This window comes from Mucilaginibacter sp. (genome assembly GCF_025362475.1).
Classification (GTDB): Bacteria; Bacteroidota; Bacteroidia; order Sphingobacteriales; family Sphingobacteriaceae; genus Mucilaginibacter.
In genome coordinates this window covers 77,096-90,082 of record NZ_JANYGH010000033.1, presented here as the reverse complement: position 1 = coordinate 90,082, position 12,987 = coordinate 77,096, and the positions used below count along the sequence as shown (strand labels likewise).

13 protein-coding genes are annotated in these 12,987 nt (G+C 40.9%); 2 read left to right on the top strand and 11 right to left on the bottom strand.

Features of this window, described 5'->3' with window-relative positions; all coding sequences use genetic code 11:
- Positions 1 to 197: 197 nt before the first annotated feature.
- Positions 198 to 842 carry an NAD(P)-dependent oxidoreductase gene (locus Q0R88_RS12070; RefSeq protein ID WP_295716397.1) on the bottom strand — a complete coding sequence of 215 codons (645 nt, stop codon included), beginning with the start codon at positions 840 to 842 and terminating at the stop codon, positions 198 to 200.
- A 54-nt stretch (positions 843 to 896) separates the two neighbouring features.
- Positions 897 to 1,304: an Rrf2 family transcriptional regulator gene (locus Q0R88_RS12065; RefSeq protein ID WP_295716395.1), complete on the bottom strand. Its 408-nt coding sequence runs from the start codon at positions 1,302 to 1,304 to the stop codon at positions 897 to 899.
- 296 nt (positions 1,305 to 1,600) lie between these two features.
- Here Q0R88_RS12065 and Q0R88_RS12060 point away from each other — a divergent pair, with 296 nt between their 5' ends.
- The gene (locus Q0R88_RS12060; protein ID WP_295716393.1) at positions 1,601 to 1,942 is read left to right on the top strand and encodes a helix-turn-helix transcriptional regulator; all 342 of its coding nucleotides are present in this window, start codon (positions 1,601 to 1,603) and stop codon (positions 1,940 to 1,942) included.
- Positions 1,943 to 1,973: 31 nt separating this feature from the next.
- Here the strand turns inward: Q0R88_RS12060 and Q0R88_RS12055 are convergent, their stop codons facing one another.
- From Q0R88_RS12055 to Q0R88_RS12035, 5 genes are all read right to left on the bottom strand, one after another.
- A complete protein-coding gene (locus Q0R88_RS12055; protein WP_295716392.1) occupies positions 1,974 to 3,092 on the bottom strand; it encodes a GNAT family N-acetyltransferase in 1,119 nt (372 codons plus the stop codon).
- Between the two features lie 76 nt (positions 3,093 to 3,168).
- The gene (locus tag Q0R88_RS12050; protein ID WP_295716391.1) at positions 3,169 to 3,366 is read right to left on the bottom strand and encodes a hypothetical protein; all 198 of its coding nucleotides are present in this window, start codon (positions 3,364 to 3,366) and stop codon (positions 3,169 to 3,171) included.
- A gap of 138 nt (positions 3,367 to 3,504) precedes the next feature.
- The gene (gene scpB, locus Q0R88_RS12045) at positions 3,505 to 4,056 is read right to left on the bottom strand and encodes an SMC-Scp complex subunit ScpB (protein ID WP_295716390.1); all 552 of its coding nucleotides are present in this window, start codon (positions 4,054 to 4,056) and stop codon (positions 3,505 to 3,507) included.
- Positions 4,057 to 4,143: 87 nt separating this feature from the next.
- Positions 4,144 to 5,268 carry a CofH family radical SAM protein gene (locus Q0R88_RS12040; protein WP_295716389.1) on the bottom strand — a complete coding sequence of 375 codons (1,125 nt, stop codon included), beginning with the start codon at positions 5,266 to 5,268 and terminating at the stop codon, positions 4,144 to 4,146.
- Between the two features lie 122 nt (positions 5,269 to 5,390).
- Positions 5,391 to 7,376 (bottom strand): M1 family metallopeptidase, encoded by a 1,986-nt coding sequence (locus Q0R88_RS12035; RefSeq protein ID WP_295716387.1) that lies wholly within the window; start codon positions 7,374 to 7,376, stop codon positions 5,391 to 5,393.
- Positions 7,377 to 7,508: 132 nt separating this feature from the next.
- On the opposite strand from Q0R88_RS12035, the gene Q0R88_RS12030 reads away from it, so the two are divergent.
- Complete coding sequence (locus Q0R88_RS12030; protein WP_295716385.1) at positions 7,509 to 8,252, top strand: carboxypeptidase-like regulatory domain-containing protein; 744 nt, start codon at positions 7,509 to 7,511, stop codon at positions 8,250 to 8,252.
- On the opposite strand, the gene Q0R88_RS12025 is transcribed toward Q0R88_RS12030, so the two are convergent.
- The 4 genes from Q0R88_RS12025 to Q0R88_RS12010 form a co-directional block, all read right to left on the bottom strand.
- On the bottom strand, positions 8,245 to 9,171 hold the full coding sequence (locus Q0R88_RS12025; protein ID WP_295716384.1) for an exopolyphosphatase: 927 nt from the start codon (positions 9,169 to 9,171) through the stop codon (positions 8,245 to 8,247). The two genes, Q0R88_RS12030 and Q0R88_RS12025, sit on opposite strands and share 8 nt — an antisense overlap.
- Positions 9,172 to 9,347: 176 nt before the next feature.
- Positions 9,348 to 10,601, bottom strand: a complete 1,254-nt coding sequence (locus Q0R88_RS12020; protein WP_295716382.1) for an ABC transporter permease — start codon at positions 10,599 to 10,601, stop codon at positions 9,348 to 9,350.
- Positions 10,594 to 11,514, bottom strand: a complete 921-nt coding sequence (locus Q0R88_RS12015; protein ID WP_295716380.1) for an ATP-binding cassette domain-containing protein — start codon at positions 11,512 to 11,514, stop codon at positions 10,594 to 10,596. The genes Q0R88_RS12020 and Q0R88_RS12015 overlap by 8 nt, the downstream gene beginning before the upstream one ends.
- An 85-nt stretch (positions 11,515 to 11,599) precedes the next feature.
- A complete protein-coding gene (locus Q0R88_RS12010) occupies positions 11,600 to 12,751 on the bottom strand; it encodes an exo-alpha-sialidase (RefSeq protein WP_295716378.1) in 1,152 nt (383 codons plus the stop codon).
- Between the last annotated feature and the right edge of the window lie 236 nt (positions 12,752 to 12,987).

Here is a 12,987-nt window from a genome sequence, read left to right as displayed (position 1 = left end):
AAAGATAAGGATTGGGTTGCGGCTAAGTTTATAAAGTAAGATAATATAACGCCATTGCGAGGTACAAAGCAATCTCTACACAGGCAGGTCGACTATGCCAGCCGCTCTGTATAGCAAACAGATTGCTTTGTACCTCGCAATGACGTAACTTTTTGGAGTATTGGCAGATTCAAAGCTGCACAATGGAATTTTTATATTTAATACCCCACCGTAAATCTTCTTTTTACAAATTGGTTATTCTCCAATTCGTCCAAAATTGCAACTGCCAGGTCTTCCACAGATATTTCGTGTACACCTTTTTCATTAAATACCGGCTCTTCAGTGCCTAAACGGAATTTGCCTGTGCGTTTACCTGGGTGCAGGTTGATAGCCGGGCTCAAAAATGTCCAGTCGAGTTCAGTTTCCTTCTTAAGGGTGTTAAGGTAATCACGGGCGCCTGTAGCGCCGGCTTTCCACTCGGCAGGGAATTGTGGCGAATCTACCAGTTGCAATCCCGGAGCAGCATATAAACTGCCTGCGCCGCCAACAACTAATAAGCGTTTAACGCCGGCTTGCTTTACAGCCTGCTGGATAGCCTCTGAGCCTTTTACAAAATCATCGTAAAGGTTGGGGTTGGTCCAGCCGGCATTGTACGCACTCACTACAGCGTCATGGCCTTTAAGCGCAACAGCAAGGGACTCTGTATCCAATACATCGGCAGCTTTAAGTGTTAATTTATCACTTGCTGTTTCTACCTTTTTCGGGTCGCGTGCTATAGCTGTTACATCATAACCGCGTTGTAATGCTTCGTTTAATACAGCTTTGCCTACAAAGCCTGTGGCACCTATTAATGCTAATTTCATAATTGTTTGTTTTTATATTGTAATTAAATTTGTTACAGTTTTGTTTAAATTTTTTTAATTGAATTTACCGCTAAAATCGGCCAGGGTAATGGTATTTAATTTATTAAAGATGGTAACGTCAACCTCATCGGCCAAGGCATCCAAATGTTGGCTAATTTGCTTACCTACCGGGCAATTGGGATTAGGCTTGTTTTTTGCCTGCCCTAAAGCAGGTTGCACTTTTACTGCTCTGTAAACATCGCTCAGCAATATTTTTTGAGCTGGTAAGCCCAGGGTATAACCGCCTGCTTTGCCTTCTTTGCTATCAATGAGGCCATATTTCCGCAGGTTGCTGATCTCTTTACGTACAAGTACCGGGTTTATATTGATGCTGCCGGCAATATAATCGGATGATAATAGCTCATCCGGCTGCTTGCTGAGCAGGGTAAGTATATGCACCGCTATCTGAAATTGTCCGTTCATCTGTAATTTTAATTATTACAGTACAAAGATACGCATGGTAAAATTAAATCCAAACATTTTTAACTGTTATTTTATTTATTACAGTTTTGTGATATACCCCTGATTATGGAGATAATGGGCATGAGAGGTCGCACTGCCGTTTATTTACCTCGCTTTAATACAGCTAATTACCAATTGTTTTGTTTGCCTGACCGTTTTAATAAAATATTATGCAAATTAGTTGATAATTAGCGTGATAATAAATATTATTGCAAAGTAATTAACTTTTGCGAAACCTTTACTATTATACAGATCACATGAAAACACTTGGAAAAAAAATCAGACTGCTACGTCATCAAAAAGGGTGGAGCCAGGAAGATGTTGCAAAGCGGTTAGATATTTCCATTCCTGCATTCTCAAAAATTGAGACGGGAATTACCGATATTAACTTATCAAGGCTTGAGCAAATTGCCACTTTATTTGAAATGACAGTAGTTCAGTTACTTACATTTAATGATGCCGAACAGGATCAGAAATTTGTAAACGAACTGGAATCTGTCAACAAACGCTTAATGGATCGCGAAACTGAAGTTATCGATCTGCAAAAGAAGGTGATAGAGCTATTTGAAGAGCTAAGGCACTCAAAAGCTACTGCATAAATTTATGCCCGGTTAAATAGCCGGGCATACTTTAAAAAATATAGCGCATTGTTAAATGCTTTTTGCCAAAGGTAGCCCCAACCGCAGCATGAATGGCAATCATTTTCTCGTTAAAATCTCCAACCCACGATAATTCAAGTTCATCATATTGCTTTAAAGGCAAAACGTATTCTTTGAGTTTAATGAATATGGCGGATTCCAGTCCGTGTTTCTGATATTTTTGTTTGGTTCCCATTACTATTGCCCGCATGCGGGATACACCTTTCCATCGGTAATATAAAAATTGAAGCTTACCTATCAGGTTAAGTTTGCCATTTAATGGTTTAAGCATCTGGTTGGCATCTGGCAAAATGATAACAAATGCCGCAGGTTCATCATCGATGTAGGCAAACCAGATTAGTTTTTCGTCCATCAAAGGTTTCATTTTCTTAAAGCTTTCGGCAATGGTGGCATGGGTAATGGGCACAAAATTTTCAAAATCTTTCCAGGCATCGTTATAGATCTCCATAAAGTCTGCTGTGAATTTCTCCATTTTGCTAACCTCAAAATGTCTGAAATCATACCCGGGTTTCTTGATCACCCAATTTGCAATTTTTGTAAACCGTTCCGAAAACGGCTTATTCACATCAAGATGATTGGTGATCTGCTCATACTGGGTTTTAAACCCGTAGTCCTCAAAAAAGGCTTTGTAATACGGGAAGTTATAATTCATGCCGTAGGATGGCGGAGTAAACCCCTCCACCAGCAATCCCCAAAAATTATCATTCTCGCCAAAATTTATGGGGCCATCCATAGCTTGCATCCCATTGCCCTTAAGCCATTTTTTGGCGGTATCAAACAACAGGAAGGCGGCTTTTTTATTATCAATACATTCAAAAAAGCCCATACCACCCGTTGGCTGATCATAATGATATGCCTTTTTATTATTTATAAAGGCAGCTACCCTGCCAATAGTTTGGTTGTTATCATCGGTAAGTATCCACCTGGTGCATTTGCCATCCTGGTGAAAATTGTTTTTGGCCGGGTCAAATACCGCTTCTATATCATTATCAAGCGGGCAAACCCAGTTTTTATCATCCCTGTAAAGGGTACGCGCCACATCTAAAAAAGCTTTTTTTGTCGCCTTATCTTTTACTTCTGTTATGATCATAGGAGGGCTAAATATAAAAAAAAGCATTCAGGTCATGCGCTGAATGCTTTACAAATAGAATATGTTTCCTTAAAGACTAATAATCTTCATCGTCTTCTTCGTCGAAAGATTCGAATCCCCTGCCCAGATCATCATCTAATGGGCCATCAAAATCATCATCGTCGTCATCAACCTTTTTCTTCGATTTAGGGTCGAGAATTAGATCATCGTCGTCTTCATTGTCATCTTCGGAATTGTCGATCTTCTTGGTAATCGGTTTTTTTGGCGCTCCCATTGTAACGGATTTTATTTGTAAAACTTTGTCAATAATACTTTAAATCGGATAAAAAGCAAGAATTTTTTTATGCTTTTATTTCCTTATTCAATAGTAAAAATAATCAAAATCATTTTTATTAAAAAGATGAAATTAAAATTATTCTGTTTGTTCGCCAATTGCAACTGAATTGTTTGTAAAATCCTTAATCTGAGGCAATTCCTGTATATTGTTGATTCCGAAATAATCCATAAATAAGCCACTGGTGCCGTAAAGAATAGGTTTTCCTAAGGCTTCAGACTTTCCAATTATAGCTATTAGCTCTTTTTCCAGTAGTTTTTGTATGGAATAATCGCAGTTTACTCCGCGGATCTGCTCCACATCAGTTTTGGTAACCGGTTGTTTGTACGCTATAATGGCCAGGGTTTCCAGTGCGGCCTGGCTTAATCTTTTTTTAGATCGTTGTAATTGCAAAAGATTTATAACCGGGTGATATTGCTTCTTGGTAAAAAACTGGTATCCGTTACCTATTTTCACCAGTTCAATGGCCAAATTATCATCACTATATTTTAACTCTATAGCTTTGAGGCTTTCATTTACTTCAGTGGCATTAAAATCCCGCTCAAAAGCCGCCTGCAGGCAATACATGATTTCTTCCATGCGAATACCTTGTTCTGATGCGAAAATTAATGCTTCTATGTAATGTTCCATTTTTGTGAGTGGTGAGTTGTGAATGGAGAGTAGTGAATAGTTTTTTAACTTAACCAACTATTCACTACTCTCTATTCACCATTCACTTTAATAATTGATAACCTGTTCCTCAATTTCAACAGGCACATCACGCCAATCGTATTTTTGGGTACGCAGTTGTGGTTCAAAACCTGCTTCAATGATTGATTCCTGGATGCCTTTGGCCGTAAACCTGTGTGGTGCGCCAGCAGCCGAAACTACATTCTCTTCGATCATGATTGATCCAAAATCATTTGCGCCGCCGTGTAAGCACAACTGTGCTACCTGTTTACCTACGGTAAGCCATGAAGCTTGTATGTTTTTGATGTTGGGCAGCATAATGCGGCTCAAAGCTATCATGCGGATATATTCATCGCCGGTTACATTATTGGTAATGCCCCGTACTTTACGTAAAAGTGTGCCATCATCCTGAAAAGGCCATGGAATAAAGGCAACAAAACCATAATGTCCCTCAGGCTTTTCTGCCTGTACTTCGCGAATCCAAACGAGATGTTCAAAGCGCTCTTCGATGGTTTCGATATGGCCAAACATCATAGTAGCCGACGAAGGTAAATTGAGCTGATGAGCGGCACGCATAACATCCAGCCATTCCTTGCCACCGCATTTTCCTTTTGATATCAACCTGCGTACACGATCATTCAATATCTCGGCACCTGCACCGGGCAGTGAATCTAACCCCGACTCTTGCATGGCTCTAAGCACATCAATATGGCTCATGCCTTCCAGTTTGGCTACGTGCGCAATTTCTGGCGGGCCTAATGAGTGCAGCTTTAATTTAGGATAGAGCTGTTTCAGTTCTCTGAAAAGATCGGTATAAAACTTAAGACCAAGATCGGGATGGTGACCGCCCTGCAGCAGTAACTGATCGCCGCCGTAACGGAAAGTTTCCTCTATCTTTTTTTTATAAGTTTCAATATCAGTAATGTAACTATCCTCATGGCCGGGCCTGCGGAAAAAGTTGCAGAACTTACAATTGGCTATACATACGTTGGTTGTGTTTACGTTACGATCTATCTGCCAGGTAACCTTACCATGCGGAACCTGCTTTTTGCGCAGTTCGTTGGCGGTATACATGAGGTCGGCAGTAGATGCGTTGTTATATAGGTAAACCCCTTCATCCTGGGTTAAAAAATCAAACCGCAAAGCGCGTTGCAACAGATCGGCTGTGTTCATAAAACAAAGATAAGCTTTAGCTTATTAATAGTTTAACGTTGGGTTAAGATTGACAAATTTATGAGAACCCAAATACACTCCATTGTGTGCGGCACAAAGCAATGGAGTGTATTTTATAGATTTTATTTTACCTTTAAAACATTGTTCCCTCTGTTCAAATCAGGCAAAGCATTATCGGGGTCGATAGTCACAGTTTCTACTTCCCCGGTAGTTGGTAGGGTAAAGGTGGCCTGCGTGCGGGATAGCCATGTTTCAACCGGCATGTAGCTGCGTTTTTTGCTGCCATCCTTAAATTTCACTTCAATAGTAAATGGCATTGGCAGTTGCTCCTTATTCACCACTGTTATATTTAAGCCTTTAACGCCATCAGTAGTTATATTTTTGGCATCTATAAGGGCTATGTCGGTTGTCCAGTTGTTATAAAACCAGCCTTTCCAAAACCAGGAGAGGTCTTCGCCTGCGCCGCTTTCCATCGATCTGAAAAAGTCATCGGGCTGAGGATGTTTAAATGCCCATTTGCTGATATAGTTTTTGAAAGCATAGTCAAACCTGTCTTTCCCCAATATCTGCTCCCGAAGTAAAACCAAACCAAATGCAGGTTTAAAGTAAACCAATGGATGGCGGTATTTTTCAGGAACCGCGTCGGCAGCCGTCATAATGGCCGGCGATTCCGGGTCGGTGATGATTGGGATAATCTCATTGGCAGGATTACCCCCTCCCGGTGCATATTCACCATCGCGTTTGGGTGCGTATTCACCTTTGTTAAACTCATCGGATGCGTAAATATCGATGAAGGTGTTAAATCCTTCGTCCATCCAGCCAAAACGACGCTCATCAGAGCCTACGATCATCGGGAACCAGTTGTGTCCAATCTCGTGCGCGGTAACCCAGTAAAGCTCGCTGCCTTTATCGGTAATGCCATCAAACACAATACCGGGATACTCCATACCTCCTGCTATACCAGCTTCGGTAATGGCAACAGGGTAGGGGTACACAAACCATTTTTCTGAAAAATATTCAATCGATTTTTTTAAATATTCTGTAGCACGGTTCCACGCATTGGCACCAACGCTTTCGGCCGGGTAAACAGACATAGCCAGTGATTTTTTACCCCCAGGTAAATTAACCCTCGCGGCATCCCATACATAGGCTTTTGATGCGCCAAAGGCAACATCGCGCGTGTTGAACATTTTATAATGCCAGGTAAGTGTGCCTTTATTTACCGGGCGACTTGATGGATCAGTCACTTCGGCAAGGCTGCGGATCATTATGGTTTTATCGCTGTTACGGGCAGCATCCAGGCGGGTAATTTGTTTAGCTGTCAATACTTCTTTAAAATTTATCAATTCTCCCGAGCCAGCCACAATCATATCCCATGGAACAGTAACCTGGTAATCAAAATCGCCATAGTCGAGGTAAAACTCACCGGCACCTAAAAAGGGCAGGGTATCCCAGCCGCGGCTATCATCATACACGCACATCCGCGGAAACCATTGGGCAATTTCATATATTTTGCCGTATTTGGTGTCTACATAATCTGTGCGGTTTCCAAAATCACCCGGGATGGTGTAGTGATATTTAATTCTTAAACGCAAAGATCCCTTGCCCAATGCGTGGGGCAGTCGCACCTGCATCCTGGTATCTGTGATAACGAATGGAACTTGTTTAACTACATCGCCCTGGTCTAACGCCACGGATTCAATGGTATACCCGTTTGTATGCTGATTTGGTCCGGGTGCTCTGTTGGTGAAAAAGTTTGAGCGGGCTTCCTTTTTATAGGTGTTTTGGTCCAGCTGTAACCACAGGTATTGCAAAGCATCCGGGCTATTATTAATATAGTCTATAGATACAGTACCATCAATAGTTTTGCTTACGGTATCAAGAGTTACTTTAATGTTATAATTTGCACGGTTTTGCCAGTACTTTGGTCCCGGATCGCCATTAGCCGAATGAAACTCATTACCTTTTTCGCTATAAAACTGTGGTGAAAATGCTGCAGCGGGGTTGTAGTTTGATGTAGTATCGTCGGGGTTGATCTTTCTTTTTTGCGCTTGCACATTAACAGCCAAAAGAGCGAATAAGCCTAAGCCTATAAAGTTTATTTTCATGAGGGTGCTTTAAAGGCAGCAATATACAAAGGATGGCTGTAAATTTTATTTGCATTATAAAATGTACAGAAATTAAAAAAAGATTTATGGAAATGTCGATTTAACTGCATCCTATAGGAAATTCACTTAGATATGTCGGAAATTAAAAATATCAGCATCCCTAAACCTTGTCATGAATCATGGCAACAAATGACACACGTTGAACAGGGAAGGCATTGCGCCCAATGCTGTAAAACGGTTACCGATTTTACCACCATGAGCAATAATGAGGTAATTGCCTACCTATCTGCAAAAAGCAATGTTTGCGGCCGGTTTAATGAACAACAACTACATGGTATGAACCATCAGCTTTATGCAGAGAGTTCACCCGCTGCAGGTGGGTGGAAAAGGTTAGCGTTGATGATGGGTTTATTAAGCTCTGTTTTATCTTTTAAAGGTACGGCTCAAACAAAAGTAGTGTTGAGTGAGCAAGGGCCTAAAGTGAAAAACCAGTCAAAGCCTGGCGATTTTATGTTGGGCAAAGTAGCGTTAATCCCCGATTCTGCTAAATTCAGGGTTGTTACCGGATGTGTAAATGATGAAAATAATGCGTCAGTTGTGGGTGCGGTTATTAAACAGTCATCAGGCACAACAGGTACCCAAACAGATATTAACGGCAATTTTAAATTACAGGTGCCCATGTCAGCTACGCAGCTTACAGCAAGTTTCATAGGTTATAATTCTCAACGGTTTGATATAGAAGCTGATAATACTTTTCAAATAAAGCTGACTATGCAACCTGCATTTTTGGGTGAAGTTGTGGTAATAAGAACTCCTTTAATAAAACGGATATATTATAAATGTATAAAAAGACCATTCCGAAAGCTATTTAACTAAGCATCCCCGCCAAAACCCCTTCCTTTAACGAATTACTGCACATACTCACCTTATGAATAGCCAGCTTGTGCATGATAAAGCGAGTGATAAGTGATGCCGTCACAATCATATCAACCCTTACGGGGATAATTCCTTTATTGGCTGCCCGCTCTTTATGGGTGGATAGTACAAATTTGTTGGTTAATGTTAAAAGTTCATCCTCATCAAAACTATAGTTTTTAGTCGCCTTTAAATCGAAGGAATTACCTTTTTCAGTTTCAATCACCTCGGCAAACGTTTCAAAAGCGCCGGATGAACCGATGAGTGTATCAATTTCATGGTTATTTACTGCTGTAAATAAATCTGTTAAATGATCTTCAAGGTACAGGTTTAAAGCCTCGATAGAGGAAGGAGGGATGGGATCAGTGCGGTGGAAAAGGTCCATTAAGCGTGCAGCGCCAATTTCAAAGCTTTGTTTCCAGATAATGCCATCTGCATTGCCTAATATAAACTCAACACTGCCGCCGCCGATATCCATGATGAGAGCGTTTTGTGCCGATAAGCACCCGCTAATTTTTACGCCCTGATAAATGAATACGGCTTCCTGTTCGCCATCAATAATTTCTATACTGATGCCGGTTTTATCCTCAACCTCTTTAATGAAATCCGTTCCGTTTGATGCACTACGCAGGGCCGATGTGGCTATAGCCCTTGTCGCGGTAACATTGCCCGCCTTTATTGCCTCGTGAAATTGTTGCATGGTGCTAATGCCCCGCTGATAGGCTTCAGGTAAAATATAGCCTTTATTGATGCCGCCTTCGCCAAGCTTCACCGCCTTGTGCTCATGAACTATTTCCTGGTAACTATGCAAATCGCCATCGGCAATTAATAAATGAAAGGTATTGGTACCAAGGTCCATTACGGCAACGCGTTTACTCATGTAGCTAAAATAAATAATCCCCGAAATTGTTTAGCCATTTTCGGGGATTATTTATAAAGACCATAGACGATAGTCCATAGACCGTGGTTTCTCGTTCATAGATCATCGGGCATAGTCCATCGTTCATAAACGATAGTTCATCGGCCATGGTCCATTGTCTATGGTCTATCGACCATTTATTCCTTATAAAAGAACCATTTAGCTAATTCTTTAAAGCTGGCTTTTTTGCCATACATCAAAATTCCTACCCTGTAAATTCTTGCAGCTACATAGGTTGTAAATAAAAAGCCAATAACCATCATAAACATGGATAGGGCTATTTGCCATTCCGGGGGATCGAACGGTAAACGAACCATCATAGCAACCGGTGCTGTAAATGGGATGATGGACAGCCAAACAGCCAAAGCGCTATCGGGTGCCCTAAATAATACCGATACTGATAAAATATAAGTAAACAGCAATGGCATGGTTATAGGGAACATGAATTGTTGTGTCTCGGTTTCACTGTCAACTGCCGAACCTACAGCAGCAAAAAGGGCGCTATATAATAAGTATCCCGTTAAAAAATAAAACAGGAAGCATCCTAAAATATAACCAAAAGGTATAGTTGATAATGTGGCTATGATGCCAGCCATCGGGCTTTGTGGCGAATTAAAGGCATGCCCTGCTATTTTTGATGATATTACAGATAAAATTATCCAGGCGCTAAACTGTGTTAAACCAACTAAGCCCACGCCAATAATTTTGCCCAGCATCAGCTGAAATGGTTTTACTGATGATATGATCACTTCAATGATCCTGCTGGTTTTTTCTTCAATAACACCGCGCATTACCTGCCCGCCATAAATAAACAAGGATATATAAATAAATATAGCGCAAGCAATGCTAATAGCGATGTTGGCGCCCATATTGGCATCTTTATCACCCGTTTCGGTAATTTCAACAGCGTTTACAGAAATATCAATCTTTTTGATAGAATGGATAGCTGCTGTGTCAATGTGGTGCTGAACCAGGCTGTAATTAAAAACGATATCTCCCATCTGTTTTTCAACTTCGCCGGTAAGCTGCATGGCAGATTTCTTTTTAGAGAATATTTGAATACCACCTTTTTTGGCATAATCAGCGGGGATGTATAATGTAGACATGTTTTCATCCTTTTTTGATTCTGCCTTATCAGCTTTTAAGTCCTTATGATTTACAACAAACTTAATGTTTGCAACATCATGGAATTTGTCAACAAATATCTTGCTATCATCAACCACTGTAACTATTTGTAAGGATGATAATTTATCACTGTCTTTAGCTACCAGCGCAATCACTCCGCCCATTGCCAGTATGAGCAGCGGTACTACAAAAATCATCACTATGAACGACTTTTTTCTTACCCTGGTAAGGTATTCGCGCTGTATAATGAGTAATACTTTATTCATGGCTTAAAGATTTAGCGTTTACTTTTTCAATAAATATTTCGTTCATGCTTGGTATTACCTCCTGGAGCATATTGATGCGGGTTTGCGGGATAAGATATTGCAGTACATCGTTGGATGTTTTGCCTTCTTTCAGCTTTATGCGAATGGTATGGTTATCATCATCGGTAATAGTTTCACCAATTTGCGCAAAAGGCTGTGCGCCGTTAAAGTTTAAGGGATTGCCGGCATATTCAACAAGGTATGTATCGTTACGATAGGAGTTGCGGATACTTTTAACCTTGCCATCCAGTATTTTATGCGATTGATGAATTAGGGCAATAGCATCACAAAGTTCCTCCACAGATTCCATACGATGGGTCGAGAAAAGAATAGTAGCCCCCTTGCGGTTGAGTTCCAGAATCTCGTCTTTAATCACTTCGGCATTCACGGGGTCGAAACCACTAAAAGGTTCATCCAATATGATCAGGTCCGGCTCATGCAATACGGTAGCCACAAACTGGGCTTTTTGCTGCATCCCCTTGGATAGTTCCTCAATTTTTTTCTTCCACCAGGTTTCCATACCCAGCTTATCGAACCAGAATTTTAAGCGTTTGGTAGCTTCGTCTCTGCTTAAACCCTTAAGTCGGGCCAGATAGATCATTTGTTCGCCAATCTCCATTTTTTTATAAAGACCACGTTCTTCCGGCAGATAACCAATCCGTTCGATATGTGACTGATTGAGCTTTTCTCCATTAAAGAAAACTTCGCCCGAGTCTGGCGCAGTAATCTGGTTAATGATACGGATGAGGGAGGTTTTACCGGCACCATTTGGGCCAAGCAAGCCAAACACCTGGCCACTTGCAACCTCCAGGCTCACATCGTCTAAAGCCCTGTGACCGGCGTATTGCTTTACAATATTGCGGATGCTTAACATTTTTGAGTTAGGTTTATGATGATAAATTTTAGGGTTTAGATACGGGCAGTTTTAAAATGTTACATTCATGCTATTCGTGTTTATTTTATTTTAGTTGACTGATCTTGAACCTTATCGTTTCAATAGCTTCCTTCTGCCTGGAAACGATCACATATAAGTAACCATTATAAATCATGGTGTGCGGATAACCATATTGACCGCCTTTCCACAGGCCCTCTTTTTTAAGGTGATAAAGTTCATTGGCAATGATATAGCTTTTATCGAAGGCTTTGCCGTTTGTTGATAGGGAGATAACCAGGGGATTTCGGTCGTAATGATGTAGCGTATCGGGGATACCCACATAATAAAAGCGTTTGTCCGGCAACCGGCCGAAATGAAATTTGCTGTCATTATCAGAAAAAGGAGCTTCAACCGGGCGCGACCAGCTGGTACCATTATCCTTGCTTTCGGTAAGCCATAGCCGACCATTCCATCCTTTACCGGTAACGCGTAAAAGCATATGCAGGATGTTATCATCAGTCTGAAAAAATGAGCCTTCGCATAAAGGAGGTAAACCTAATTTGGCAGCTGGGGCATAAAAGGCTGCCGAATTATCCTGTTTATAAAGCGAATCAGGGTAAAAGCTGCTTAACTTCCATCCTGAAATACCATGCGGGTCATCGGTGTATGGGAACAGAAAGTTACCGCTGATGATAAGTCTGCCGCTTTTGGTAGACTCTGGTCCGTGGTTAGGAATTAAAGGAACGTGCATATCACCGGGAGCACTCCAATGTATGCCATCGGTAGTGGTTTTGGCCCACAAATGCGTGTTTAGGCGGTGTTTAGTGTATTCGCCGTAATAGGCAACTAATGTACCTTTATATTGGTATAAACCCGCTGCGGTTAGTACGGTTAAAGTATCATTAACCTTGCCCGGTGAGGCGAGCACTGCAGGTACCGACCAGTGTATAAAATCTTTAGAAGTAGCATAAACCACCCGCTGGCCCGGTGAATCTTCATCTATCAAACCATTGCTCCATATCGCTATAAACTGATCTTTAAAATGGATGATGGAAGGATGGTGATTGTAAAGCCATTCTTTTTCAGGCGAATAGATCATCGACCGCTCGATATTTAAATGTGGGATGCCAGTTTCCGTTTGGTAATTATTGCGAATGGCAGAGGTTTGAGCTTGTGATTGACTGAAAAGTATAAACAAACAGCCTGTGAGCAGTAACGATTTTTTATATAAATCCATCTTAAAATAATACAGATTGCAATATACCCAATCCCCAAAAACAAAAAGACTTGAAATTATAAAGATTATTAGCTTTCTGCTAAGTGGGGCTGTCGGGTTTAAGCGAATTTTATGGTAGCAATAAAATAAGGCAAGGGTTCAATAGATTTGGGCAAAACTATTTTCAGGATAAGATATAAAAACACAAAAAAGCCCGAAGTCATAACAACTCCGGGCTTTTCAAAATGCTTTAAGCT